37 protein-coding genes are annotated in these 21,531 nt (G+C 50.4%); 35 read left to right on the top strand and 2 right to left on the bottom strand.

All coding sequences use genetic code 11. The features are described from left to right. The first annotated feature begins 29 nt into the window (after positions 1–29). The 4 genes from kefG (at position 30) to slyD (ending at position 3,269) form a co-directional block, all read left to right on the top strand. The gene (kefG, locus tag PS053_RS12155) at positions 30–581 is read left to right on the top strand and encodes a glutathione-regulated potassium-efflux system ancillary protein KefG (protein WP_024164694.1); all 552 of its coding nucleotides are present in this window, start codon (positions 30–32) and stop codon (positions 579–581) included. After that, positions 581–2,386: a glutathione-regulated potassium-efflux system protein KefB gene (gene kefB / locus PS053_RS12150; protein WP_256879172.1), complete on the top strand. Its 1,806-nt coding sequence runs from the start codon at positions 581–583 to the stop codon at positions 2,384–2,386. The genes kefG and kefB overlap by 1 nt, the downstream gene beginning before the upstream one ends. Positions 2,387–2,395: 9 nt before the next feature. Beyond that, positions 2,396–2,596 carry a YheV family putative zinc ribbon protein gene (locus PS053_RS12145; protein ID WP_059215278.1) on the top strand — a complete coding sequence of 67 codons (201 nt, stop codon included), beginning with the start codon at positions 2,396–2,398 and terminating at the stop codon, positions 2,594–2,596. Between the two features lie 94 nt (positions 2,597–2,690). Beyond that, on the top strand, positions 2,691–3,269 hold the full coding sequence (gene slyD / locus PS053_RS12140) for a peptidylprolyl isomerase (RefSeq protein ID WP_256879171.1): 579 nt from the start codon (positions 2,691–2,693) through the stop codon (positions 3,267–3,269). 48 nt (positions 3,270–3,317) lie between these two features. Here the strand turns inward: slyD and PS053_RS12135 are convergent, their stop codons facing one another. Continuing rightward, on the bottom strand, positions 3,318–3,536 hold the full coding sequence (locus PS053_RS12135) for a protein SlyX (RefSeq protein WP_001153620.1): 219 nt from the start codon (positions 3,534–3,536) through the stop codon (positions 3,318–3,320). Positions 3,537–3,755: 219 nt separating this feature from the next. Here PS053_RS12135 and fkpA point away from each other — a divergent pair, with 219 nt between their 5' ends. From fkpA to bfr, 11 genes are all read left to right on the top strand, one after another. Next, positions 3,756–4,571 (top strand): FKBP-type peptidyl-prolyl cis-trans isomerase, encoded by an 816-nt coding sequence (gene fkpA / locus PS053_RS12130; RefSeq protein WP_000838248.1) that lies wholly within the window; start codon positions 3,756–3,758, stop codon positions 4,569–4,571. Between the two features lie 166 nt (positions 4,572–4,737). After that, the gene (locus PS053_RS12125) at positions 4,738–5,460 is read left to right on the top strand and encodes a helix-turn-helix transcriptional regulator (RefSeq protein ID WP_002460819.1); all 723 of its coding nucleotides are present in this window, start codon (positions 4,738–4,740) and stop codon (positions 5,458–5,460) included. Beyond that, on the top strand, positions 5,460–5,846 hold the full coding sequence (gene tusD, locus PS053_RS12120; RefSeq protein WP_001209701.1) for a sulfurtransferase complex subunit TusD: 387 nt from the start codon (positions 5,460–5,462) through the stop codon (positions 5,844–5,846). The genes PS053_RS12125 and tusD overlap by 1 nt, the downstream gene beginning before the upstream one ends. Next, positions 5,846–6,205: a sulfurtransferase complex subunit TusC gene (tusC, locus tag PS053_RS12115; RefSeq protein ID WP_000820729.1), complete on the top strand. Its 360-nt coding sequence runs from the start codon at positions 5,846–5,848 to the stop codon at positions 6,203–6,205. The genes tusD and tusC overlap by 1 nt, the downstream gene beginning before the upstream one ends. Before the next feature lie 7 nt (positions 6,206–6,212). Next, positions 6,213–6,500, top strand: a complete 288-nt coding sequence (gene tusB / locus PS053_RS12110) for a sulfurtransferase complex subunit TusB (RefSeq protein ID WP_059215279.1) — start codon at positions 6,213–6,215, stop codon at positions 6,498–6,500. Between the two features lie 125 nt (positions 6,501–6,625). Further along, positions 6,626–7,000, top strand: coding sequence for a 30S ribosomal protein S12 (gene rpsL, locus PS053_RS12105; RefSeq protein WP_000246815.1), 375 nt, complete (start codon positions 6,626–6,628; stop codon positions 6,998–7,000). A gap of 96 nt (positions 7,001–7,096) precedes the next feature. After that, the gene (rpsG, locus tag PS053_RS12100) at positions 7,097–7,567 is read left to right on the top strand and encodes a 30S ribosomal protein S7 (protein ID WP_001138043.1); all 471 of its coding nucleotides are present in this window, start codon (positions 7,097–7,099) and stop codon (positions 7,565–7,567) included. A 96-nt stretch (positions 7,568–7,663) separates the two neighbouring features. Continuing rightward, a complete protein-coding gene (fusA, locus tag PS053_RS12095) occupies positions 7,664–9,778 on the top strand; it encodes an elongation factor G (RefSeq protein ID WP_000124700.1) in 2,115 nt (704 codons plus the stop codon). A 70-nt stretch (positions 9,779–9,848) separates the two neighbouring features. After that, positions 9,849–11,033: an elongation factor Tu gene (gene tuf / locus PS053_RS12090; protein WP_000031783.1), complete on the top strand. Its 1,185-nt coding sequence runs from the start codon at positions 9,849–9,851 to the stop codon at positions 11,031–11,033. Positions 11,034–11,216: 183 nt separating this feature from the next. Then, positions 11,217–11,411: a bacterioferritin-associated ferredoxin gene (gene bfd / locus PS053_RS12085; protein WP_000275034.1), complete on the top strand. Its 195-nt coding sequence runs from the start codon at positions 11,217–11,219 to the stop codon at positions 11,409–11,411. A gap of 72 nt (positions 11,412–11,483) precedes the next feature. Further along, positions 11,484–11,954, top strand: coding sequence for a bacterioferritin (gene bfr, locus PS053_RS12080; protein ID WP_059225501.1), 471 nt, complete (start codon positions 11,484–11,486; stop codon positions 11,952–11,954). 2 nt (positions 11,955–11,956) lie between these two features. Here bfr and PS053_RS12075 read toward each other — a convergent pair whose 3' ends face one another. Then, the gene (locus PS053_RS12075) at positions 11,957–12,424 is read right to left on the bottom strand and encodes a prepilin peptidase (RefSeq protein ID WP_000381756.1); all 468 of its coding nucleotides are present in this window, start codon (positions 12,422–12,424) and stop codon (positions 11,957–11,959) included. A 378-nt stretch (positions 12,425–12,802) separates the two neighbouring features. Between PS053_RS12075 and rpsJ the strand changes: the two genes are divergently transcribed. The 20 genes from rpsJ to rpmD all read left to right on the top strand — a co-directional run bounded on the left by rpsJ (position 12,803) and on the right by rpmD (position 21,530). Next, positions 12,803–13,114: a 30S ribosomal protein S10 gene (gene rpsJ, locus PS053_RS12070; protein WP_001181004.1), complete on the top strand. Its 312-nt coding sequence runs from the start codon at positions 12,803–12,805 to the stop codon at positions 13,112–13,114. A gap of 32 nt (positions 13,115–13,146) precedes the next feature. Next, entirely contained in the window at positions 13,147–13,776 is a 630-nt protein-coding gene (rplC, locus tag PS053_RS12065; RefSeq protein WP_000579831.1) for a 50S ribosomal protein L3, read from the top strand. Between the two features lie 10 nt (positions 13,777–13,786). Continuing rightward, on the top strand, positions 13,787–14,392 hold the full coding sequence (gene rplD / locus PS053_RS12060; RefSeq protein WP_000424395.1) for a 50S ribosomal protein L4: 606 nt from the start codon (positions 13,787–13,789) through the stop codon (positions 14,390–14,392). After that, positions 14,389–14,691 carry a 50S ribosomal protein L23 gene (gene rplW, locus PS053_RS12055; RefSeq protein WP_000617544.1) on the top strand — a complete coding sequence of 101 codons (303 nt, stop codon included), beginning with the start codon at positions 14,389–14,391 and terminating at the stop codon, positions 14,689–14,691. Before rplD ends, rplW begins: the two co-directional genes overlap by 4 nt. Positions 14,692–14,708: 17 nt before the next feature. Then, positions 14,709–15,530 carry a 50S ribosomal protein L2 gene (rplB, locus tag PS053_RS12050; protein WP_000301864.1) on the top strand — a complete coding sequence of 274 codons (822 nt, stop codon included), beginning with the start codon at positions 14,709–14,711 and terminating at the stop codon, positions 15,528–15,530. Between the two features lie 16 nt (positions 15,531–15,546). After that, positions 15,547–15,825 (top strand): 30S ribosomal protein S19, encoded by a 279-nt coding sequence (gene rpsS, locus PS053_RS12045; protein ID WP_001138117.1) that lies wholly within the window; start codon positions 15,547–15,549, stop codon positions 15,823–15,825. A 14-nt stretch (positions 15,826–15,839) separates the two neighbouring features. Beyond that, positions 15,840–16,172 (top strand): 50S ribosomal protein L22, encoded by a 333-nt coding sequence (gene rplV / locus PS053_RS12040; RefSeq protein WP_000447529.1) that lies wholly within the window; start codon positions 15,840–15,842, stop codon positions 16,170–16,172. A gap of 17 nt (positions 16,173–16,189) precedes the next feature. Beyond that, positions 16,190–16,891 carry a 30S ribosomal protein S3 gene (gene rpsC, locus PS053_RS12035; RefSeq protein WP_000529945.1) on the top strand — a complete coding sequence of 234 codons (702 nt, stop codon included), beginning with the start codon at positions 16,190–16,192 and terminating at the stop codon, positions 16,889–16,891. A 12-nt stretch (positions 16,892–16,903) separates the two neighbouring features. Further along, positions 16,904–17,314: a 50S ribosomal protein L16 gene (gene rplP / locus PS053_RS12030; RefSeq protein ID WP_000941212.1), complete on the top strand. Its 411-nt coding sequence runs from the start codon at positions 16,904–16,906 to the stop codon at positions 17,312–17,314. Further along, positions 17,314–17,505: a 50S ribosomal protein L29 gene (rpmC, locus tag PS053_RS12025; RefSeq protein WP_000644742.1), complete on the top strand. Its 192-nt coding sequence runs from the start codon at positions 17,314–17,316 to the stop codon at positions 17,503–17,505. The genes rplP and rpmC overlap by 1 nt, the downstream gene beginning before the upstream one ends. Beyond that, positions 17,505–17,759, top strand: coding sequence for a 30S ribosomal protein S17 (rpsQ, locus tag PS053_RS12020; RefSeq protein ID WP_000130100.1), 255 nt, complete (start codon positions 17,505–17,507; stop codon positions 17,757–17,759). The genes rpmC and rpsQ overlap by 1 nt, the downstream gene beginning before the upstream one ends. A 164-nt stretch (positions 17,760–17,923) precedes the next feature. Further along, a complete protein-coding gene (gene rplN / locus PS053_RS12015) occupies positions 17,924–18,295 on the top strand; it encodes a 50S ribosomal protein L14 (RefSeq protein WP_000613955.1) in 372 nt (123 codons plus the stop codon). A gap of 10 nt (positions 18,296–18,305) precedes the next feature. After that, the gene (gene rplX, locus PS053_RS12010; protein WP_000729184.1) at positions 18,306–18,620 is read left to right on the top strand and encodes a 50S ribosomal protein L24; all 315 of its coding nucleotides are present in this window, start codon (positions 18,306–18,308) and stop codon (positions 18,618–18,620) included. Positions 18,621–18,634: 14 nt separating this feature from the next. Continuing rightward, positions 18,635–19,174 carry a 50S ribosomal protein L5 gene (gene rplE, locus PS053_RS12005; RefSeq protein ID WP_001096200.1) on the top strand — a complete coding sequence of 180 codons (540 nt, stop codon included), beginning with the start codon at positions 18,635–18,637 and terminating at the stop codon, positions 19,172–19,174. A gap of 14 nt (positions 19,175–19,188) precedes the next feature. Continuing rightward, entirely contained in the window at positions 19,189–19,494 is a 306-nt protein-coding gene (gene rpsN / locus PS053_RS12000; protein WP_001118930.1) for a 30S ribosomal protein S14, read from the top strand. A gap of 33 nt (positions 19,495–19,527) precedes the next feature. Further along, positions 19,528–19,920 carry a 30S ribosomal protein S8 gene (gene rpsH, locus PS053_RS11995; protein ID WP_000062611.1) on the top strand — a complete coding sequence of 131 codons (393 nt, stop codon included), beginning with the start codon at positions 19,528–19,530 and terminating at the stop codon, positions 19,918–19,920. Between the two features lie 12 nt (positions 19,921–19,932). Continuing rightward, positions 19,933–20,466 (top strand): 50S ribosomal protein L6, encoded by a 534-nt coding sequence (gene rplF / locus PS053_RS11990; RefSeq protein WP_000091934.1) that lies wholly within the window; start codon positions 19,933–19,935, stop codon positions 20,464–20,466. 9 nt (positions 20,467–20,475) lie between these two features. After that, positions 20,476–20,829 (top strand): 50S ribosomal protein L18, encoded by a 354-nt coding sequence (gene rplR, locus PS053_RS11985; protein ID WP_000358960.1) that lies wholly within the window; start codon positions 20,476–20,478, stop codon positions 20,827–20,829. Positions 20,830–20,843: 14 nt separating this feature from the next. Then, positions 20,844–21,347, top strand: a complete 504-nt coding sequence (rpsE, locus tag PS053_RS11980) for a 30S ribosomal protein S5 (RefSeq protein ID WP_000940122.1) — start codon at positions 20,844–20,846, stop codon at positions 21,345–21,347. A 3-nt stretch (positions 21,348–21,350) separates the two neighbouring features. Beyond that, positions 21,351–21,530, top strand: coding sequence for a 50S ribosomal protein L30 (rpmD, locus tag PS053_RS11975; RefSeq protein WP_001140433.1), 180 nt, complete (start codon positions 21,351–21,353; stop codon positions 21,528–21,530). The last annotated feature ends 1 nt before the right edge of the window (position 21,531 follow it).

Raw genomic sequence — 21,531 nt, 5'->3', positions numbered from 1 at the left:
AAACACAAAACCATACCGGGAGGGGGATGATGTCTCAGCCAGCGAAAGTTTTGCTGCTGTATGCCCATCCGGAATCTCAGGACTCGGTGGCAAACCGGGTGCTGCTTAAACCGGCTACGCAGCTCAGCAATGTTACCGTGCACGACCTTTACGCGCACTATCCCGACTTTTTTATTGATATCCCCCGTGAGCAGGCATTGCTGCGCGAACACGAGGTGATTGTTTTTCAGCATCCTCTTTATACCTACAGCTGCCCGGCGTTACTGAAAGAGTGGCTGGATCGGGTGTTAAGCCGTGGTTTTGCCAGCGGGCCGGAAGGAAATCAACTGACGGGAAAGTACTGGCGCAGTGTGATCACCACCGGCGAGCCGGAAAGTGCCTATCGCTATGACGCGTTAAATCGTTATCCGATGAGCGATGTCCTGCGGCCCTTTGAATTGACGGCGGGCATGTGTCGGATGCACTGGTTAAGCCCCATCATTATTTACCGGGCGAGACGGCAAAGCGCACAGGAGCTGGCGAGTCATGCCAGAGCCTACGGTGACTGGCTGGCAAATCCGCTCCCTGCGGGAGGTCGCTGATGGAAGGTTCCGATTTTTTACTCGCGGGAGTGTTGTTTCTCTTCGCGGCGGTGGTTGCGGTGCCATTAGCATCGCGGCTGGGCATTGGCGCTGTGTTGGGATATTTGCTGGCAGGGATTGCGATTGGCCCGTGGGGGCTTGGGTTTATTAGCGACGTCGATGAGATCCTCCACTTTTCGGAGCTCGGCGTGGTGTTCCTGATGTTTATCATCGGTCTGGAGTTGAATCCCTCCAAACTTTGGCAACTACGGCGTTCGATTTTTGGCGTAGGCGCGGCACAGGTGCTGTTAAGCGCGGCGTTGCTGGCGGGATTATTGATACTGACGGATTTCTCCTGGCAGGCGGCGGCGGTGGGGGGCATTGGCCTTGCGATGTCTTCAACCGCAATGGCGTTGCAGCTGATGCGTGAGAAAGGGATGAATCGCAGCGAATCTGGACAGCTAGGTTTTTCGGTTTTGCTGTTTCAGGATCTGGCGGTGATCCCGGCACTGGCATTAGTGCCGTTGTTGGCGGGATCGGCAGATGAGCATTTCGACTGGATGAAGGTCGGTATGAAGGTGCTGGCGTTTGTCGGCATGCTGATTGGCGGGCGCTATTTGTTACGTCCGGTATTTCGTTTTATTGCGGCTTCCGGCGTGCGGGAAGTGTTCACCGCCGCGACGCTGCTGCTGGTGTTGGGGTCCGCATTGTTTATGGATGTGCTGGGGCTGTCGATGGCGCTCGGTACGTTTATTGCGGGCGTGCTGCTGGCGGAAAGTGAATATCGCCATGAACTGGAAACGGCTATCGATCCGTTTAAAGGCTTGCTGCTCGGGCTATTTTTTATCTCGGTCGGCATGTCGCTCAACCCTGGCGTACTTTATATCCATCTGTTGTGGGTAGTGATAAGCGTGGTTGTGCTGGTGGCGGTGAAAATTCTCGTGCTGTATCTGTTGGCGCGACTGTATGGCGTACGCAGTTCTGAGCGGATGCAATTTGCTGGCGTGTTGAGTCAGGGCGGCGAGTTTGCCTTTGTGCTCTTTTCTACCGCTTCTTCGCAACGCTTATTCCAGGGCGACCAGATGGCGCTGTTGCTGGTGACGGTAACGCTTTCCATGATGACCACGCCGTTGCTGATGAAGTTGGTGGATAAATGGCTATCCCGCCAGTTCAACGCCCCGGAAGAAGAGGATGAAAAACCGTGGGTTAACGATGATAAACCGCAGGTGATTGTGGTGGGCTTCGGACGTTTTGGTCAGGTCATTGGTCGTTTGCTGATGGCAAATAAAATGCGGATTACCGTGCTGGAACGGGATATCAGCGCCGTTAACCTGATGCGCAAATATGGCTACAAAGTTTATTACGGTGATGCCACGCAGGTTGACCTTTTACGCTCCGCAGGCGCAGAGGCCGCAGAGTCTATCGTTATTACCTGTAACGAACCGGAAGACACCATGAAGCTGGTGGAGGTTTGCCAGCAACATTTCCCACATTTGCATATTCTTGCGCGAGCGCGCGGACGTGTGGAGGCGCATGAGTTATTACAGGCAGGGGTGACGCAGTTTTCCCGCGAGACATTCTCCAGTGCGTTAGAGCTGGGGCGCAAGACGCTGGTTTCTTTGGGGATGCATCCGCATCAGGCACAGCGGGCGCAACTGCATTTTCGACGCCTGGATATGAGGATGCTGCGAGAGCTAATTCCTATGCATACCGATACGGTACAAATTTCTCGCGCCAGGGAAGCCCGACGCGAACTGGAAGAGATTTTCCAGCGTGAAATGCAACAAGAACGACGCCAGTTGGATGGCTGGGATGAATTTGAGTAGAGGATAACGATGGCAATCCGAAAACGTTTTATCGCTGGCGCGAAATGTCCAGCCTGTCAGGCGCAAGACGCCATGGCGATGTGGCGCGAAAATAATATTGATATTGTTGAATGCGTTAAGTGTGGATACCAGATGCGGGAAGTCGATAAAGAAGCTCGCGATCACGTTCGCAAAGATGAGCAAGTTATCGGGATTTTTCACCCGGACTAGCGATATGTGCCGAGTTTTTTTAAGCTAGTGAGTACACGGCTGCAGAATTCCGATACAATCTGCGCCACTATTCTTCCCATGCTCAGGAGATATCATGAAAGTAGCAAAAGACCTGGTGGTCAGCCTGGCCTATCAGGTACGTACAGAAGACGGTGTGTTGGTTGATGAGTCTCCGGTGAGTGCGCCGCTGGACTACCTGCATGGTCACGGTTCCCTGATCTCTGGCCTGGAAACGGCGCTGGAAGGTCATGAAGTTGGCGACAAATTTGATGTCGCTGTTGGTGCGAACGACGCTTACGGTCAGTACGACGAAAACCTGGTTCAGCGTGTTCCTAAAGACGTCTTTATGGGCGTTGACGAACTGCAAGTGGGTATGCGCTTCCTGGCTGAAACTGACCAGGGGCCAGTACCGGTTGAAATCACCGCCGTTGAAGATGATCACGTCGTGGTTGATGGTAACCACATGCTGGCGGGTCAGAATCTGAAATTCAACGTTGAAGTTGTGGCGATTCGCGAAGCGACCGAAGAAGAACTGGCTCATGGTCACGTTCATGGTGCTCACGATCATCATCACGATCATGAAGGTTGCTGCGGCGGTCACGATCATGGCCATGAACACGGCGGTGAAGGCTGCTGTGGCGGTAAGGGTAACGGCGGTTGCGGTTGCCACTAATACTGTAAAGGTATCAAAAAAGCGGGTATGTCCCGCTTTTTTTTCGCCTCAATAATGCGGCGGCGGCGTTTCTTCAGCCTGCGAAGCGATGTTTGACGGCTGGCTGGCTTTTAACTTCTCGGTCAGCAGACGCAGATGATCGCGCAGTTTCGCCATCTCCATTTCATGAGCGGTTACCGTGACGTTCAGTTCTTCAATGGTGATTTCCTGAAAAGCCAGTCGACTCTCCAGCTCTGCCAGGCGTGCTTCCATAGATAAATCCTGCATGGTTCACCTCTTGTGTCGAATAATCGCCGCGGATTCTACTTAACTTTGTTGTCAGAGACAGCATTCATTTTGCAGCATCGAAACTAATTTAAACAAAAAGAGTCTGAAAATAGATGATAATAGAGCGTGTCCGTATGTAGATTTGTTCGACAACGCTTTATAGTACCCTTCTGATAATAGTTAACCCAGGGGTGAGATGCCCCGATCCTGGAGATATGGATGAAATCACTGTTTAAAGTCACGCTGCTGGCGACCACTATGGCCGTTGCTCTGCATGCGCCAATCACCTTTGCTGCTGAAGCTGCGAAACCTGCTGCAACTGCTGACAGCAAAGCAGAGTTCAAAAATGACGATCAAAAATCAGCTTACGCACTGGGCGCTTCGCTGGGTCGTTACATGGAAAACTCTCTGAAAGAGCAAGAAAAGCTGGGCATCAAACTGGATAAAGATCAGCTGATCGCTGGTGTTCAGGATGCGTTTGCGGATAAGAGCAAGCTTTCCGATCAAGAGATCGAACAGACTTTGCAGGCATTTGAAGCACGCGTGAAGTCTGCTGCTCAGGCGAAGATGGAAAAAGACGCGGCTGATAACGAAGCGAAAGGTAAAGAATATCGCGAGAAATTTGCTAAAGAGAAAGGTGTGAAAACCTCTTCTACTGGCCTGGTTTACCAGGTAGAGAAAGCAGGCTCTGGCGAAGCGCCGAAAGACAGCGATACTGTAGTCGTAAACTACAAAGGTACGCTGATCGACGGTAAAGAGTTTGATAACTCTTACACCCGTGGCGAACCGCTCTCTTTCCGTCTGGACGGTGTGATCCCAGGCTGGACTGAAGGTCTGAAAAACATCAAGAAAGGCGGCAAGATCAAGCTGGTTATTCCACCAGAGCTGGCTTACGGCAAAGCGGGCGTTCCGGGAATTCCACCGAATTCTACGCTGGTGTTCGATGTAGAACTGCTGGATGTGAAGCCGGCGCCGAAGGCTGATGCGAAACCAGAAGCAGCGGCAGAAGCAGACGCGAAAGCAGCTAAAAAATAAGCATTGAGAACCGCCGCCTGACCAGGCGGCGGTTTTTTTATTGCAGGCCGGATATAATTAGTACTGGAAAGCGGAACCTCCGCTGTATTAATTTAGTTACCCGCATCATTAATGAGCCTGCCCTGAAAAGTTAACGACAGGTTCCTGAAAAGGAGTGTTTTTTTTCATGTCCAGGTCGCTTTTAACCAACGAAACCAGTGAGTTGGATTTACTGGACCAACGTCCTTTCGACCAGACCGATTTTGATATTCTGAAATCCTACGAAGCGGTAGTGGACGGGTTAGCGATGCTCATTGGCTCCCACTGTGAAATCGTTTTGCACTCTTTGCAGGATTTAAAATGTTCGGCCATTCGAATTGCTAACGGCGAACATACAGGCCGGAAGATTGGTTCACCGATTACCGACCTGGCGCTACGTATGCTGCATGATATGACGGGAGCGGATAGCAGTGTTTCTAAATGCTATTTTACTCGCGCCAAAAGCGGCGTATTAATGAAGTCTCTGACCATCGCCATTCGTAACCGCGAACAACGGGTGATTGGTCTGTTATGCATCAATATGAATCTTGATGTTCCTTTCTCGCAGATTATGAGCACCTTTGTGCCGCCTGAAACTCCTGACGTTGGTTCAAGCGTCAACTTTGCTTCTTCCGTTGAAGATCTGGTTACGCAAACGCTGGAGTTCACCATTGAAGAAGTGAACGCCGATCGCAATGTTTCTAATAACGCTAAAAATCGTCAGATCGTGCTAAATCTGTATGAGAAAGGCATCTTCGATATCAAAGATGCAATCAATCAGGTTGCTGACCGCCTGAACATTTCCAAACATACTGTCTATCTCTATATTCGCCAGTTCAAAAACGGCGACTTCCAGGGGCAAGATAAGTAATGCGTTTTGCTATCGTGGTGACCGGGCCGGCATACGGTACGCAGCAGGCGAGTAGTGCTTTTCAGTTTGCACAGGCGCTGATAGCAGAAGGCCATGAGCTAAGCAGCGTTTTTTTCTACCGGGAAGGTGTCTATAACGCTAATCAGTTGACCTCACCGGCGAGTGATGAATTTGATCTCGTGCGCGGCTGGCAACAATTGAATACACAGCACAACGTGGCGCTGAATATTTGCGTGGCGGCAGCATTACGCCGTGGTGTTGTCGATGAAACTGAGGCAGGAAGATTAGGTCTGACATCAGCTAACCTTCAGCCAGGCTTTACCTTAAGCGGACTTGGTGCGCTGGCGGAAGCCTCGCTGACCTGTGACAGGGTGGTACAGTTCTGATGAAACGAATTGCGTTTGTTTTTTCTACTGCGCCTCATGGTACAGCTTCAGGCCGGGAAGGATTAGATGCTTTACTCGCCACTTCCGCTTTAACTGATGAACTCGCGGTCTTCTTTATCGCCGATGGCGTTTTTCAGCTTCTGCCAGGACAAAAGCCTGATACTGTGCTGGCACGTGATTATATCGCCACCTTTAAACTGCTGGGCCTGTATGACATTGAACGGTGTTGGGTTTGTGCGGCTTCTTTGCGTGAACGTGGGTTAGCCATGCAAACTTCATTCGTGGTGGAGGTCACTCCCCTCGAACCGGAAGTACTTCGTCAGGAACTCGGCAATTATGATGTCATTTTGAGATTTTGAGACGCCTATGCTGCATACATTACATCGCTCACCCTGGCTGACGGATTTTCCTGCGCTACTGCGTCTTGTCAGTGAAGGAGATGAGTTGCTGCTATTGCAGGATGGTGTCACTGCCGCTGTTGATGGTAACCGTTTCCTTGAAAGCCTGCGTAATGCCCCCATTAAGGTCTATGCCCTTAACGAAGACCTTATTGCCCGCGGTTTGGCTGGTCAAATTTCGAACGACATCATCCCGATTGACTATACTGATTTCGTCAGACTTACGGTTAAGCACACCAGCCAGTTGGCCTGGTGATGGCGGGATCGTTGTATATTTCTTGACACCTTTTCGGCATCGCCCTAAAATTCGGCGTCCTCATATTGTGTGAGGACGTTTTATTACGTGTTTACGAAGCAAAAGCTAAAACCAGGAGCTATTTAATGGCAACAGTTAACCAGCTGGTACGCAAACCACGTGCTCGCAAAGTTGCGAAAAGCAACGTGCCTGCGCTGGAAGCATGCCCGCAAAAACGTGGCGTATGTACTCGTGTATATACTACCACTCCTAAAAAACCGAACTCCGCGCTGCGTAAAGTGTGCCGTGTTCGTCTGACTAACGGTTTCGAAGTGACTTCCTACATCGGTGGTGAAGGTCACAACCTGCAGGAGCACTCCGTGATCCTGATCCGTGGCGGTCGTGTTAAAGACCTCCCGGGTGTTCGTTACCACACCGTACGTGGTGCGCTTGACTGCTCCGGCGTTAAAGACCGTAAGCAGGCTCGTTCCAAGTATGGCGTGAAGCGTCCTAAGGCTTAATGGTTCTCCGTTAAGTAAGGCCAAACGTTTTAACTTAAATGTCAAACTAAACTCGTAGAGTTTTGGACAATCCTGAATTAACAACGGAGTATTTCCATGCCACGTCGTCGCGTCATTGGTCAGCGTAAAATTCTGCCGGATCCGAAGTTCGGATCAGAACTGCTGGCTAAATTTGTAAATATCCTGATGGTAGATGGTAAAAAATCTACTGCTGAATCTATCGTATACAGCGCGCTGGAGACCCTGGCTCAGCGCTCTGGTAAATCTGAACTGGAAGCATTCGAAGTAGCTCTCGAAAACGTGCGCCCGACTGTAGAAGTTAAGTCTCGCCGCGTTGGTGGTTCTACTTATCAGGTACCAGTTGAAGTCCGTCCGGTTCGTCGTAATGCTCTGGCAATGCGTTGGATCGTTGAAGCTGCTCGTAAACGCGGTGATAAATCCATGGCTCTGCGCCTGGCGAACGAACTTTCTGATGCTGCAGAAAACAAAGGTACTGCAGTTAAGAAACGTGAAGACGTTCACCGTATGGCCGAAGCCAACAAGGCGTTCGCACACTACCGTTGGTAATCCCTTCGGAGTTTTAGTCACCAGGCGGGCGCTTCCAGTAAGCAGCCCGCTTTGGGCTACTTAAATTGAACGCCTAAAAGATAAACGAGGAAACAAATGGCTCGTACAACACCCATCGCACGCTACCGTAACATCGGTATCAGTGCGCACATCGACGCCGGTAAAACCACTACTACCGAACGTATTCTGTTCTACACCGGTGTAAACCATAAAATCGGTGAAGTTCATGACGGCGCTGCAACCATGGACTGGATGGAGCAGGAGCAGGAACGTGGTATTACCATCACTTCCGCTGCGACTACTGCATTCTGGTCTGGTATGGCTAAGCAGTATGAGCCGCATCGCATCAACATCATCGACACCCCGGGACACGTTGACTTCACAATCGAAGTAGAACGTTCCATGCGTGTTCTCGATGGTGCGGTAATGGTTTACTGCGCAGTTGGTGGTGTTCAGCCGCAGTCTGAAACCGTATGGCGTCAGGCTAACAAATATAAAGTTCCACGCATTGCGTTCGTTAACAAAATGGACCGCATGGGTGCGAACTTCCTGAAAGTTGTTAACCAGATCAAAACCCGTCTGGGCGCGAACCCGGTTCCGCTGCAGCTGGCAATTGGTGCTGAAGAACATTTCACCGGTGTTGTTGACCTGGTGAAAATGAAAGCTATCAACTGGAACGACGCTGACCAGGGCGTAACCTTCGAATACGAAGATATCCCGGCAGACATGGTTGAACTGGCTAACGAATGGCACCAGAATCTGATCGAATCCGCAGCTGAAGCTTCTGAAGAGCTGATGGAAAAATATCTGGGTGGTGAAGAACTGACTGAAGCAGAAATCAAAGGTGCTCTGCGTCAGCGCGTTCTGAACAACGAAATCATCCTGGTAACCTGTGGTTCTGCGTTCAAGAACAAAGGTGTTCAGGCGATGCTGGATGCGGTAATTGATTACCTGCCATCCCCGGTTGACGTACCTGCGATCAACGGTATTCTGGACGACGGTAAAGACACTCCGGCTGAGCGTCACGCAAGTGATGACGAGCCGTTCTCTGCACTGGCGTTCAAAATCGCTACCGACCCGTTTGTGGGTAACCTGACCTTCTTCCGTGTGTACTCCGGTGTGGTTAACTCTGGTGATACCGTACTGAACTCCGTGAAAGCTGCACGTGAGCGTTTCGGTCGTATCGTTCAGATGCACGCTAACAAACGTGAAGAGATCAAAGAAGTTCGCGCGGGCGACATCGCAGCTGCAATCGGTCTGAAAGACGTAACCACTGGTGACACCCTGTGTGACCCGGATGCGCCGATCATTCTGGAACGTATGGAATTCCCTGAGCCGGTAATCTCCATCGCAGTTGAACCGAAAACCAAAGCTGACCAGGAAAAAATGGGTCTGGCTCTGGGCCGTCTGGCTAAAGAAGACCCGTCTTTCCGTGTATGGACTGACGAAGAATCTAACCAGACCATCATCGCGGGTATGGGCGAACTGCACCTCGACATCATCGTTGACCGTATGAAACGTGAATTCAACGTTGAAGCAAACGTCGGTAAACCGCAGGTTGCTTACCGTGAAACTATCCGCCAGAAAGTTACCGATGTTGAAGGTAAACACGCGAAACAGTCTGGTGGTCGTGGTCAGTATGGTCATGTTGTTATCGACATGTACCCGCTGGAGCCGGGTTCAAACCCGAAAGGCTACGAGTTCATCAACGACATTAAAGGTGGTGTAATCCCTGGCGAATACATCCCGGCCGTTGATAAAGGTATCCAGGAACAGTTGAAAGCAGGTCCGCTGGCAGGCTACCCGGTAGTAGACATGGGTATTCGTCTGCACTTCGGTTCTTACCATGACGTTGACTCCTCTGAACTGGCGTTTAAACTGGCTGCGTCTATCGCCTTTAAAGAAGGCTTTAAGAAAGCGAAACCCGTTCTGCTTGAGCCGATCATGAAGGTTGAAGTAGAGACTCCGGAAGAGAACACCGGTGACGTTATCGGTGACTTGAGCCGTCGTCGTGGTATGCTCAAAGGTCAGGAATCTGAAGTTACTGGCGTTAAGATCCACGCTGAAGTACCGCTGTCTGAAATGTTCGGATATGCAACTCAGCTGCGTTCTCTGACCAAAGGTCGTGCATCATACACCATGGAGTTCCTGAAGTATGATGAAGCGCCGAGTAACGTTGCTCAGGCCGTAATTGAAGCCCGTGGTAAATAAGCCTCAGGGTTAATACCAAAGTCCCGTGCTCTCTCCTGAAGGGGAGAGCACTATAGTAAGGAATATAGCCGTGTCTAAAGAAAAATTTGAACGTACAAAACCGCACGTTAACGTTGGTACTATCGGCCACGTTGACCACGGTAAAACTACTCTGACCGCTGCAATCACCACCGTACTGGCTAAAACCTACGGCGGTGCTGCTCGCGCATTCGACCAGATCGATAACGCGCCGGAAGAAAAAGCGCGTGGTATCACCATCAACACTTCCCACGTTGAATACGACACCCCGACCCGTCACTACGCACACGTAGACTGCCCGGGCCACGCTGACTATGTTAAAAACATGATCACTGGTGCTGCGCAGATGGACGGCGCTATCCTGGTTGTTGCTGCGACTGACGGCCCGATGCCGCAGACTCGTGAGCACATCCTGCTGGGTCGTCAGGTAGGCGTTCCGTACATCATCGTGTTCCTGAACAAATGCGACATGGTTGATGACGAAGAGCTGCTGGAACTGGTTGAAATGGAAGTTCGTGAACTTCTGTCTCAGTACGACTTCCCGGGCGACGACACCCCGATCGTTCGTGGTTCTGCTCTGAAAGCGCTGGAAGGCGACGCAGAGTGGGAAGCGAAAATCCTGGAACTGGCTGGCTTCCTGGATTCTTACATTCCGGAACCAGAGCGTGCGATTGACAAGCCGTTCCTGCTGCCGATCGAAGACGTATTCTCCATTTCCGGTCGTGGTACCGTTGTTACCGGTCGTGTAGAACGCGGTATCATCAAAGTGGGCGAAGAAGTTGAAATCGTTGGTATCAAAGAGACTCAGAAGTCTACCTGTACTGGCGTTGAAATGTTCCGCAAACTGCTGGACGAAGGCCGTGCTGGTGAGAACGTAGGTGTTCTGCTGCGTGGTATCAAACGTGAAGAAATCGAACGTGGTCAGGTACTGGCTAAGCCGGGCACCATCAAGCCGCACACCAAGTTCGAATCTGAAGTGTACATTCTGTCCAAAGATGAAGGCGGTCGTCATACTCCGTTCTTCAAAGGCTACCGTCCGCAGTTCTACTTCCGTACTACTGACGTGACGGGTACCATCGAACTGCCGGAAGGCGTAGAGATGGTAATGCCGGGCGACAACATCAAAATGGTTGTTACCCTGATCCACCCGATCGCGATGGACGACGGTCTGCGTTTCGCAATCCGTGAAGGCGGCCGTACCGTTGGCGCGGGCGTTGTAGCTAAAGTTCTGGGCTAATTACTCGTTAATTAGTTTTGAATTGAAAAGGGCGCTTCGGCGCCCTTTTTGCTGTCCGTGATTTTATCTGGAAATATTTAGCCGTAATTTTTGCTCGCTTACTTCAGGGGTAAATAAAACTGTGCTATTGTAATTATAACCATTCTCATTTACACTTTGCGCATAATTTGCACGGGAGCAATCATGTACATTTGTTTGTGTAATGGTGTAAGCGACAAAAAAATTCGCCAGGCAGTGCGTCAGTTTCATCCTCAATCCTTTCAACAATTACGCAAGTTTATTCCTGTTGGAAATCAATGTGGTAAGTGCATTCGTGCTGCACGTGAAGTAATGCAGGATGAGTTGTTGCAGATGCCCGAATTCAAAGAGAGCGCCTAAAGTTCCCGCTTATTTTTTGACATCCCGCTAGCCCCATCTACGCTCTAATAGTGGAAGCGGAGGGACTATAAAATGAAAGGCGATGTTAAAATCATAAATTATCTCAATAAACTATTGGGAAACGAGCTTGTTGCAATAAATCAGTATTTTCTTCATGCCCGAATGTTTAAAAACTGGGGTCTGATGCGTCTTAATGATGTCGAATACCATGAATCTATTGATGAGATGAAACACGCAGATAAATATATCGAGCGTATTTTGTTCTTAGAGGGGATCCCCAACTTACAGGATTTAGGCAAACTGGGGATTGGTGAAGATGTCGAAGAGATGCTGCAATCCGACCTGCGATTAGAGCAGGAAGGCGCTAAGGATCTCCGTGAGGCTATTGCTTATGCTGACAGTGTCCATGATTATGTCAGCCGCGATATGATGATTGAGATCCTTGGCGATGAAGAAGGTCACATCGATTGGCTCGAAACTGAACTGGATCTGATAAGTAAAATTGGGCTGCAAAATTATCTGCAATCACAAATTAAAGTTTAAGACTAACTGTCTGTCAGCAAACTATCCCAGCCAACAACGAAACCCGCAGCCGCCAGAAATGGTCCAAAAGGCAGCGGGTTTTTTAATGATTCTTTTCCTCTTATGAGTACACCAAGAGCAACAGCCCCGCAAGCAAATGAGGCAGCAAGGAAAACCAGCCGCGGCAGGAATGTCCATGTATGCCAGGCACCCAGCGCGGCGAGAAACTTCACATCTCCATAACCTAATCCTTCTTTATGTCGCAGAGTGCGGTAACCCCAGTAAATAATGGCGAATGCGCCGTAGCCGATAATTGCCCCCCATAACGCATTGGCTAAATCGGCCGGGTGACAAATTTGATAAAACAGAAGCCCTGACCAGAGCAGCGGGCAGGTAAATCTGTCGGGCAACAAACCATGCTTTGCATCATAGAAGAAAAGCAGCGTCGATAAACAAACGTATAAGCTCAGAAAGGGAAGGGTAGTATCCATAAAACATCCTCTGTAATTGACGTATCACCTTCTAATAGCGTCAGATAATCATCAACAAAGGATTTACTGCTTTGTTAACCTCGTTCCAGCGAAAAATCCTGTCTTCACAATCTTACATATTGGGTGGAATACAGCTCGCAATCTGTTCATTGCGATTAATTTCTACGCGATGCTTGCGTCAGACTCAGATTTACGTATAATGCGCGGGCTTGTCGTAGTTGACAGCAGGTTCAATCTGAACCTCAGTTAGCTGATTTTGGCTACCTAACAATGCTCCCAATCGGGGGGCTACGTAAGAACGGTTACACTCTCCCATCAATCGTAATGGGTCTGAGGAGTAATCATTTTCGTTTATAAAATAATTGGAGCTCTGGTCTCATGCAGAACCAAAGAATCCGTATCCGCCTGAAAGCGTTTGATCATCGTCTGATCGATCAAGCAACCGCGGAAATCGTCGAGACTGCCAAGCGCACTGGTGCGCAGGTCCGTGGTCCGATCCCGCTGCCGACACGCAAAGAGCGCTTCACTGTTCTGATCTCCCCGCACGTCAACAAAGACGCGCGCGATCAGTACGAAATTCGTACTCACTTGCGTCTGGTTGACATCGTTGAGCCAACCGAGAAAACCGTTGATGCTCTGATGCGTCTGGATCTGGCTGCCGGTGTAGACGTGCAGATCAGCCTGGGTTAATCAGGTCATTGAGCGATTGAGAGGTTGAAACAATGATTGGTTTAGTCGGTAAAAAAGTGGGTATGACCCGTATCTTCACAGAAGACGGCGTTTCTATCCCAGTAACCGTAATCGAAGTTGAAGCAAACCGCGTTACTCAGGTTAAAGACCTGGCTAACGATGGCTACCGTGCTATTCAGGTAACCACCGGTGCTAAAAAAGCTAACCGTGTGACCAAGCCTGAAGCTGGTCACTTCGCTAAAGCTGGCGTAGAAGCTGGTCGTGGTCTGTGGGAATTCCGCCTGGCTGAAGGCGAAGAGTTCACTGTAGGTCAGAGCATTAGCGTTGAACTGTTTGCTGACGTTAAAAAAGTTGACGTAACTGGCACCTCCAAAGGTAAAGGTTTCGCAGGTACCGTTAAGCGCTGGAACTTCCGTACCCAGGACGCTACTCACGGTAACTCCTTGTCTCACCGCGTACCGGGTTCTATCGGTCAGAACCAGACTCCGGGCAAAGTATTCAAAGGCAAGAAAATGGCAGGTCAGCTGGGTAACGAGCGTGTAACCGTTCAGAGCCTGGACGTAGTACGTGTTGACGCTGAGCGCAACCTGCTGCTGGTTAAAGGTGCAGTTCCGGGTGCTACCGGTAGCGACCTGATCGTTAAACCAGCTGTGAAGGCGTGAGGAGATAGCAATGGAATTAGTATTGAAAGACGCGCAGAGCGCGCTGACTGTTTCCGAAACTACCTTCGGTCGTGATTTCAACGAAGCGCTGGTTCACCAGGTTGTTGTTGCTTATGCAGCTGGTGCTCGTCAGGGCACTCGTGCTCAGAAGACTCGTGCTGAAGTAACTGGTTCCGGTAAAAAACCGTGGCGCCAGAAAGGTACCGGCCGTGCGCGTTCTGGTTCTATCAAGAGCCCGATCTGGCGTTCTGGTGGCGTGACCTTTGCTGCTCGTCCGCAGGACCACAGTCAAAAAGTTAACAAGAAGATGTACCGCGGCGCGCTGAAAAGCATCCTGTCCGAACTGGTACGTCAGGATCGTCTGATCGTTGTCGAGAAGTTCTCTGTAGAAGCGCCGAAAACTAAGCTGCTGGCACAGAAACTGAAAGACATGGCTCTGGAAGATGTGCTGATCATCACCGGTGAGCTGGACGAGAACCTGTTCCTGGCTGCGCGCAACCTGCACAAGGTTGACGTACGCGATGCAACTGGTATCGACCCGGTTAGCCTGATCGCCTTCGACAAAGTCGTAATGACTGCTGATGCTGTTAAGCAAGTTGAGGAGATGCTGGCATGATTCGTGAAGAACGTCTGCTGAAGGTGCTGCGTGCACCGCACGTTTCTGAAAAAGCGTCTACTGCGATGGAAAAATCCAACACCATCGTACTCAAAGTTGCTAAAGACGCGACCAAAGCAGAAATCAAAGCTGCTGTGCAGAAACTGTTTGAAGTCGAAGTCGAAGTCGTTAACACCCTGGTAGTTAAAGGGAAAGTTAAACGTCACGGACAGCGTATCGGTCGTCGTAGCGACTGGAAAAAAGCTTACGTCACCCTGAAAGAAGGCCAGAATCTGGACTTCGTTGGCGGCGCTGAGTAAGTCGGAGGAGTAATACAATGGCAGTTGTTAAATGTAAACCGACATCTCCGGGTCGTCGCCACGTAGTTAAAGTGGTTAACCCTGAGCTGCACAAGGGCAAACCTTTTGCTCCGTTGCTGGAAAAAAACAGCAAATCCGGTGGTCGTAACAACAATGGCCGTATCACCACTCGTCATATCGGTGGTGGCCACAAGCAGGCTTACCGTATTGTTGACTTCAAACGCAACAAAGACGGTATCCCGGCAGTTGTTGAACGTCTTGAGTACGATCCGAACCGTTCTGCGAACATCGCGCTGGTTCTGTACAAAGACGGTGAACGCCGTTACATCCTGGCCCCTAAAGGCCTGAAAGCTGGCGACCAGATTCAGTCTGGCGTTGATGCTGCAATCAAACCAGGCAACACCCTGCCGATGCGCAACATCCCGGTTGGTTCTACCGTTCACAACGTAGAAATGAAACCAGGTAAAGGCGGTCAGCTGGCACGTTCTGCTGGTACTTACGTTCAGATCGTTGCTCGTGATGGTGCTTATGTCACCCTGCGTCTGCGTTCTGGTGAAATGCGTAAAGTCGAAGCAGACTGCCGTGCAACCCTGGGCGAAGTTGGCAATGCTGAGCATATGCTGCGCGTTCTGGGTAAAGCTGGTGCTGCACGCTGGCGTGGTGTTCGTCCGACCGTTCGCGGTACCGCGATGAACCCGGTAGACCACCCACATGGTGGTGGTGAAGGTCGTAACTTTGGTAAGCACCCGGTAACTCCGTGGGGCGTTCAGACCAAAGGTAAGAAGACCCGCAGCAACAAGCGTACTGATAAATTTATCGTACGTCGCCGTAGCAAATAATTTTAGAGGATAAGCCATGCCACGTTCTCTCAAGAAAGGTCCTTTTATTGACCTGCACTTGCTGAAGAAGGTAGAGAAAGCGGTGGAAAGCGGAGACAAGAAGCCCCTGCGCACTTGGTCCCGTCGTTCAACGATCTTTCCTAACATGATCGGTTTGACCATCGCTGTCCATAATGGTCGTCAGCACGTTCCGGTATTTGTAACCGACGAAATGGTCGGTCACAAACTGGGTGAATTCGCACCGACTCGTACTTATCGCGGCCACGCTGCTGATAAAAAAGCGAAGAAGAAATAAGGTAGGAGGAAGAGATGGAAACTATCGCTAAACATCGCCATGCTCGTTCTTCTGCTCAGAAGGTTCGCCTTGTTGCGGACCTGATTCGCGGTAAGAAAGTGTCGCAGGCTCTGGATATTCTGACCTACACCAATAAGAAAGCGGCTGTACTGGTCAAGAAAGTTCTGGAATCTGCCATTGCTAACGCTGAACACAACGATGGCGCTGACATTGACGATCTGAAAGTTACGAAAATTTTCGTAGACGAAGGCCCGAGCATGAAGCGCATTATGCCGCGTGCAAAAGGTCGTGCAGATCGCATCCTGAAGCGCACCAGCCACATTACTGTGGTTGTGTCCGATCGCTGAGACTCTGGAGACTAGCAATGGGTCAGAAAGTACATCCTAATGGTATTCGCCTGGGTATTGTAAAACCATGGAACTCTACCTGGTTTGCGAACACCAAAGAATTCGCTGACAACCTGGACAGCGATTTTAAAGTACGTCAGTACCTGACGAAGGAACTGGCTAAAGCGTCCGTATCTCGTATCGTTATCGAGCGTCCGGCTAAGAGCATCCGTGTAACTATTCACACTGCTCGCCCGGGTATCGTTATCGGTAAAAAAGGTGAAGACGTAGAAAAACTGCGTAAGGTCGTAGCGGACATCGCTGGCGTTCCTGCACAGATCAACATCGCCGAAGTTCGTAAGCCTGAACTGGACGCAAAACTGGTTGCTGACAGCATCACTTCTCAGCTGGAACGTCGTGTTATGTTCCGTCGTGCGATGAAGCGTGCTGTACAGAACGCAATGCGTCTGGGCGCTAAAGGTATCAAAGTTGAAGTTAGCGGCCGTCTGGGCGGCGCGGAAATCGCACGTACCGAATGGTACCGCGAAGGTCGCGTACCGCTGCACACTCTGCGTGCTGATATCGACTACAACACCTCTGAAGCGCACACCACTTACGGTGTAATCGGCGTTAAAGTGTGGATCTTCAAAGGCGAGATCCTGGGTGGTATGGCTGCTGTTGAACAACCGGAAAAACCGGCTGCTCAGCCTAAAAAGCAGCAGCGTAAAGGCCGTAAATAAGGAGCGTCGCTGATGTTACAACCAAAGCGTACAAAATTCCGTAAAATGCACAAAGGCCGTAACCGCGGTCTGGCGCAGGGTACGGATGTTAGCTTCGGCAGCTTCGGTCTGAAAGCTGTTGGCCGTGGTCGTCTGACTGCCCGTCAGATCGAAGCAGCACGTCGTGCTATGACCCGTGCAGTTAAGCGTCAAGGTAAGATCTGGATCCGTGTGTTCCCGGACAAACCGATCACTGAAAAGCCGCTGGCAGTGCGTATGGGTAAAGGTAAAGGTAACGTGGAGTATTGGGTTGCCTTGATTCAGCCGGGTAAAGTCCTGTATGAAATGGACGGTGTTCCGGAAGAGCTGGCCCGTGAAGCATTCAAGCTGGCAGCAGCGAAACTGCCGATTAAAACCACCTTTGTAACTAAGACGGTGATGTAATGAAAGCAAAAGAGCTGCGTGAGAAGAGCGTTGAAGAGCTGAACACCGAGCTGCTGAACCTGCTGCGTGAGCAGTTCAACCTGCGTATGCAGGCTGCAAGTGGCCAGCTGCAACAGTCTCACCTGTTGAAGCAAGTGCGTCGTGATGTCGCACGCGTTAAGACTTTACTGACTGAGAAGGCGGGTGCGTAATGACCGATAAAATCCGTACTCTGCAAGGTCGCGTTGTTAGCGACAAAATGGAGAAATCCATTGTTGTTGCTATCGAACGTTTTGTGAAACACCCGATCTACGGTAAATTCATCAAGCGTACGACCAAACTGCACGTACATGACGAGAACAACGAATGCGGTATCGGCGACGTGGTTGAAATCCGCGAATGCCGTCCGTTGTCCAAGACTAAATCCTGGACGCTGGTTCGCGTTGTAGAGAAAGCGGTTCTGTAATACAGTACACTCTCTCGATACGAATAAACGGCTCAGTAATGAGCCGTTTATTTTTTCTACCCATATCGCTGAAGCGGTGTTATAATGCCGCGCCCTCGATATGGGGCTTTTTAACGACCTGATTTTCGGGTCTCAGTAGTAGTTGACATTAGCGGAGCACTAAAATGATCCAAGAACAGACTATGCTGAACGTCGCCGACAACTCCGGTGCACGTCGCGTAATGTGTATCAAGGTTCTGGGTGGCTCGCACCGTCGCTACGCAGGCGTAGGCGACATCATCAAGATCACCATCAAAGAAGCAATTCCGCGTGGTAAGGTCAAAAAAGGTGATGTGCTGAAGGCGGTAGTGGTGCGCACCAAGAAGGGTGTTCGTCGCCCGGACGGTTCTGTCATTCGCTTCGATGGTAATGCTTGTGTTCTTCTGAACAACAACAGCGAGCAGCCTATCGGTACGCGTATTTTTGGGCCGGTAACTCGTGAGCTTCGTAGTGAGAAGTTCATGAAAATTATCTCTCTGGCACCAGAAGTACTCTAAGGAGCGAATCATGGCAGCGAAGATCCGTCGTGATGACGAAGTTATCGTGTTAACCGGTAAAGACAAAGGTAAGCGCGGTAAAGTTAAGAATGTCCTGTCTTCCGGCAAGGTCATTGTTGAAGGTATCAACCTGGTTAAGAAACACCAGAAGCCGGTTCCGGCTCTGAATCAACCGGGTGGCATCGTTGAAAAAGAAGCCGCTATTCAGGTTTCCAACGTAGCAATCTTCAATGCGGCAACCGGCAAGGCTGACCGTGTAGGCTTTAGATTCGAAGACGGTAAAAAAGTCCGTTTCTTCAAATCTAACGGCGAAACTATCAAGTAATTTGGAGTAGTACGATGGCGAAACTGCATGATTACTACAAAGACGAAGTAGTTAAAAAACTCATGACTGAGTTTAACTACAATTCTGTCATGCAAGTCCCTCGGGTCGAGAAGATCACCCTGAACATGGGTGTTGGTGAAGCGATCGCTGACAAAAAACTGCTGGATAACGCAGCAGCAGATCTGGCAGCAATCTCCGGTCAAAAACCGCTGATCACCAAAGCACGCAAATCCGTTGCAGGCTTCAAAATCCGTCAGGGCTATCCGATCGGCTGTAAAGTAACTCTGCGTGGCGAACGCATGTGGGAGTTCTTTGAGCGCCTGATCACTATTGCTGTACCGCGTATCCGTGACTTCCGTGGCTTGTCCGCTAAGTCTTTCGACGGTCGTGGTAACTACAGCATGGGTGTCCGTGAGCAGATCATCTTCCCAGAAATCGACTACGATAAAGTCGACCGCGTTCGTGGTTTGGATATTACCATTACCACTACTGCGAAATCTGATGAAGAAGGCCGTGCTCTGCTGGCTGCCTTTGACTTCCCGTTCCGCAAGTAAGGTAGGGTTACTAAATGGCTAAGCAATCAATGAAAGCACGCGAAGTAAAACGCGTAGCTTTAGCTGATAAATACTTCGCGAAACGCGCTGAACTGAAAGCGATCATCTCTGATGTGAACGCTTCCGACGAAGATCGTTGGAACGCTGTTCTCAAGCTGCAGACTCTGCCGCGTGATTCCAGCCCGTCTCGTCAGCGTAACCGCTGCCGTCAAACAGGTCGTCCGCATGGTTTCCTGCGGAAGTTCGGGTTGAGCCGTATTAAGGTCCGTGAAGCCGCTATGCGCGGTGAAATCCCGGGTCTGAAAAAGGCTAGCTGGTAATTGTCACCAATTGAATCACGGGAGTAAAGACAGATGAGCATGCAAGATCCGATCGCGGATATGCTGACCCGTATCCGTAACGGTCAGGCCGCGAACAAAGCTGCGGTCACCATGCCTTCCTCCAAGCTGAAAGTGGCAATCGCCAACGTGCTGAAGGAAGAAGGTTTTATTGAAGATTTTAAAGTTGAAGGCGACACCAAGCCTGAACTGGAACTCACTCTTAAGTATTTCCAGGGCAAAGCTGTTGTAGAAAGCATTCAGCGTGTCAGCCGCCCAGGTCTGCGCATCTATAAACGTAAAGATGAGCTGCCGAAAGTTATGGCGGGTCTGGGTATCGCAGTTGTTTCTACCTCTAAAGGTGTTATGACTGATCGTGCAGCGCGCCAGGCTGGTCTTGGTGGCGAAATTATCTGCTACGTAGCCTAATCGGAGGAAAAAATGTCTCGTGTTGCTAAAGCACCGGTCGTTATTCCTGCCGGCGTTGATGTAAAAATCAACGGTCAGGTTATTACGATCAAAGGTAAAAACGGCGAGCTGACTCGTACTCTCAACGATGCTGTTGAAGTTAAACATGCAGATAATACCCTGACCTTCGGTCCGCGTGATGGTTACGCAGACGGTTGGGCACAGGCTGGTACCGCGCGTGCCCTGCTGAACTCAATGGTTATCGGTGTTACCGAAGGCTTCACTAAGAAGCTGCAGCTGGTTGGTGTAGGTTATCGTGCAGCGGTTAAAGGCAATGTGATTAACCTGTCCTTGGGTTTCTCTCATCCTGTTGACCATCAGCTGCCTGCGGGTATCACTGCTGAATGTCCGACTCAGACTGAAATCGTGCTGAAAGGCGCTGATAAGCAGGTGATCGGCCAGGTTGCAGCGGATCTGCGCGCCTACCGTCGTCCTGAGCCTTACAAAGGCAAGGGTGTTCGTTACGCCGACGAAGTCGTGCGTACCAAAGAGGCTAAGAAGAAGTAAGGTAACACTATGGATAAGAAATCTGCTCGTATCCGTCGTGCGACCCGCGCACGCCGCAAGCTCCAGGAGCTGGGCGCAACTCGCCTGGTGGTACATCGTACCCCGCGTCACATTTACGCACAGGTAATTGCACCGAACGGTTCTGAAGTTCTGGTAGCCGCTTCTACTGTAGAAAAAGCTATCGCTGAACAACTGAAGTACACCGGTAACAAAGACGCGGCTGCAGCTGTGGGTAAAGCTGTCGCTGAACGCGCTCTGGAAAAAGGCATCAAAGATGTATCCTTTGACCGTTCCGGGTTCCAATATCATGGTCGTGTCCAGGCACTGGCAGATGCTGCCCGTGAAGCTGGCCTTCAGTTCTAAGGTAGAGGTGTAAGATGGCTCACATCGAAAAACAAGCTGGCGAACTGCAGGAAAAGCTGATCGCGGTAAACCGCGTATCTAAAACCGTTAAAGGTGGTCGTATTTTCTCCTTCACAGCTCTGACTGTAGTTGGCGATGGTAACGGTCGCGTTGGTTTTGGTTACGGTAAAGCGCGTGAAGTTCCAGCAGCGATCCAGAAAGCGATGGAAAAAGCCCGTCGCAATATGATTAACGTCGCGCTGAATAACGGCACTCTGCAGCACCCTGTTAAAGGTGTTCACACGGGTTCTCGCGTATTCATGCAGCCGGCTTCCGAAGGTACCGGTATCATCGCCGGCGGTGCAATGCGTGCCGTTCTGGAAGTCGCTGGGGTTCATAACGTTCTGGCTAAAGCATATGGTTCCACCAACCCGATCAACGTGGTTCGTGCAACTATTGATGGCCTGGAAAATATGAGTTCTCCAGAAATGGTCGCTGCCAAGCGTGGTAAATCCGTTGAAGAAATTCTGGGGAAATAAACCATGGCAAAGACTATTAAAATTACTCAAACCCGCAGTGCAATCGGTCGTCTGCCGAAACATAAGGCAACGCTGCTTGGCCTGGGTCTGCGTCGTATTGGTCACACCGTAGAGCGCGAGGATACTCCTGCTATTCGCGGTATGATCAACGCGGTTTCCTTCATGGTTAAAGTTGAGGAGTAAG

The sequence above is a fragment of the Escherichia albertii genome (genome assembly GCF_028622335.1).
In the GTDB taxonomy this organism is placed as follows: domain Bacteria; phylum Pseudomonadota; class Gammaproteobacteria; order Enterobacterales; family Enterobacteriaceae; genus Escherichia; species Escherichia albertii.
Note: the sequence above shows the minus strand (reverse complement) of the source record. Positions and strands in the feature narration are given on the sequence as shown.

What these genes read in the sequence shown, in the direction of transcription:
- PS053_RS12145 (WP_059215278.1), top strand. Translation starts at nt 2,396, where the DNA reads ATGGCAATCCGAAAACGTTTTATCGCTGGCGCGAAATGTCCAGCCTGT.
- rpsQ (WP_000130100.1), top strand. Translation starts at nt 17,505, where the DNA reads ATGACCGATAAAATCCGTACTCTGCAAGGTCGCGTTGTTAGCGACAAA.
- rpsG (WP_001138043.1), top strand. Translation starts at nt 7,097, where the DNA reads ATGCCACGTCGTCGCGTCATTGGTCAGCGTAAAATTCTGCCGGATCCG.
- rplD (WP_000424395.1), top strand. Translation starts at nt 13,787, where the DNA reads ATGGAATTAGTATTGAAAGACGCGCAGAGCGCGCTGACTGTTTCCGAA.
- kefG (WP_024164694.1), top strand. Translation starts at nt 30, where the DNA reads ATGTCTCAGCCAGCGAAAGTTTTGCTGCTGTATGCCCATCCGGAATCT.
- slyD (WP_256879171.1), top strand. Translation starts at nt 2,691, where the DNA reads ATGAAAGTAGCAAAAGACCTGGTGGTCAGCCTGGCCTATCAGGTACGT.
- rpsN (WP_001118930.1), top strand. Translation starts at nt 19,189, where the DNA reads ATGGCTAAGCAATCAATGAAAGCACGCGAAGTAAAACGCGTAGCTTTA.
- rplV (WP_000447529.1), top strand. Translation starts at nt 15,840, where the DNA reads ATGGAAACTATCGCTAAACATCGCCATGCTCGTTCTTCTGCTCAGAAG.
- PS053_RS12135 (WP_001153620.1), bottom strand. Translation starts at nt 3,536, where the DNA reads ATGCAGGATTTATCTATGGAAGCACGCCTGGCAGAGCTGGAGAGTCGA.
- rplE (WP_001096200.1), top strand. Translation starts at nt 18,635, where the DNA reads ATGGCGAAACTGCATGATTACTACAAAGACGAAGTAGTTAAAAAACTC.
- rpsJ (WP_001181004.1), top strand. Translation starts at nt 12,803, where the DNA reads ATGCAGAACCAAAGAATCCGTATCCGCCTGAAAGCGTTTGATCATCGT.
- rplB (WP_000301864.1), top strand. Translation starts at nt 14,709, where the DNA reads ATGGCAGTTGTTAAATGTAAACCGACATCTCCGGGTCGTCGCCACGTA.
- fusA (WP_000124700.1), top strand. Translation starts at nt 7,664, where the DNA reads ATGGCTCGTACAACACCCATCGCACGCTACCGTAACATCGGTATCAGT.
- rpsE (WP_000940122.1), top strand. Translation starts at nt 20,844, where the DNA reads ATGGCTCACATCGAAAAACAAGCTGGCGAACTGCAGGAAAAGCTGATC.
- tusD (WP_001209701.1), top strand. Translation starts at nt 5,460, where the DNA reads ATGCGTTTTGCTATCGTGGTGACCGGGCCGGCATACGGTACGCAGCAG.
- kefB (WP_256879172.1), top strand. Translation starts at nt 581, where the DNA reads ATGGAAGGTTCCGATTTTTTACTCGCGGGAGTGTTGTTTCTCTTCGCG.
- rplR (WP_000358960.1), top strand. Translation starts at nt 20,476, where the DNA reads ATGGATAAGAAATCTGCTCGTATCCGTCGTGCGACCCGCGCACGCCGC.
- tusB (WP_059215279.1), top strand. Translation starts at nt 6,213, where the DNA reads ATGCTGCATACATTACATCGCTCACCCTGGCTGACGGATTTTCCTGCG.
- rpsH (WP_000062611.1), top strand. Translation starts at nt 19,528, where the DNA reads ATGAGCATGCAAGATCCGATCGCGGATATGCTGACCCGTATCCGTAAC.
- rplF (WP_000091934.1), top strand. Translation starts at nt 19,933, where the DNA reads ATGTCTCGTGTTGCTAAAGCACCGGTCGTTATTCCTGCCGGCGTTGAT.
- rplX (WP_000729184.1), top strand. Translation starts at nt 18,306, where the DNA reads ATGGCAGCGAAGATCCGTCGTGATGACGAAGTTATCGTGTTAACCGGT.
- bfd (WP_000275034.1), top strand. Translation starts at nt 11,217, where the DNA reads ATGTACATTTGTTTGTGTAATGGTGTAAGCGACAAAAAAATTCGCCAG.
- tusC (WP_000820729.1), top strand. Translation starts at nt 5,846, where the DNA reads ATGAAACGAATTGCGTTTGTTTTTTCTACTGCGCCTCATGGTACAGCT.
- rplP (WP_000941212.1), top strand. Translation starts at nt 16,904, where the DNA reads ATGTTACAACCAAAGCGTACAAAATTCCGTAAAATGCACAAAGGCCGT.
- fkpA (WP_000838248.1), top strand. Translation starts at nt 3,756, where the DNA reads ATGAAATCACTGTTTAAAGTCACGCTGCTGGCGACCACTATGGCCGTT.
- PS053_RS12075 (WP_000381756.1), bottom strand. Translation starts at nt 12,424, where the DNA reads ATGGATACTACCCTTCCCTTTCTGAGCTTATACGTTTGTTTATCGACG.
- rpsC (WP_000529945.1), top strand. Translation starts at nt 16,190, where the DNA reads ATGGGTCAGAAAGTACATCCTAATGGTATTCGCCTGGGTATTGTAAAA.
- rplN (WP_000613955.1), top strand. Translation starts at nt 17,924, where the DNA reads ATGATCCAAGAACAGACTATGCTGAACGTCGCCGACAACTCCGGTGCA.
- PS053_RS12125 (WP_002460819.1), top strand. Translation starts at nt 4,738, where the DNA reads ATGTCCAGGTCGCTTTTAACCAACGAAACCAGTGAGTTGGATTTACTG.
- rplW (WP_000617544.1), top strand. Translation starts at nt 14,389, where the DNA reads ATGATTCGTGAAGAACGTCTGCTGAAGGTGCTGCGTGCACCGCACGTT.
- rpmC (WP_000644742.1), top strand. Translation starts at nt 17,314, where the DNA reads ATGAAAGCAAAAGAGCTGCGTGAGAAGAGCGTTGAAGAGCTGAACACC.
- bfr (WP_059225501.1), top strand. Translation starts at nt 11,484, where the DNA reads ATGAAAGGCGATGTTAAAATCATAAATTATCTCAATAAACTATTGGGA.
- rpsS (WP_001138117.1), top strand. Translation starts at nt 15,547, where the DNA reads ATGCCACGTTCTCTCAAGAAAGGTCCTTTTATTGACCTGCACTTGCTG.
- rpsL (WP_000246815.1), top strand. Translation starts at nt 6,626, where the DNA reads ATGGCAACAGTTAACCAGCTGGTACGCAAACCACGTGCTCGCAAAGTT.
- rplC (WP_000579831.1), top strand. Translation starts at nt 13,147, where the DNA reads ATGATTGGTTTAGTCGGTAAAAAAGTGGGTATGACCCGTATCTTCACA.
- rpmD (WP_001140433.1), top strand. Translation starts at nt 21,351, where the DNA reads ATGGCAAAGACTATTAAAATTACTCAAACCCGCAGTGCAATCGGTCGT.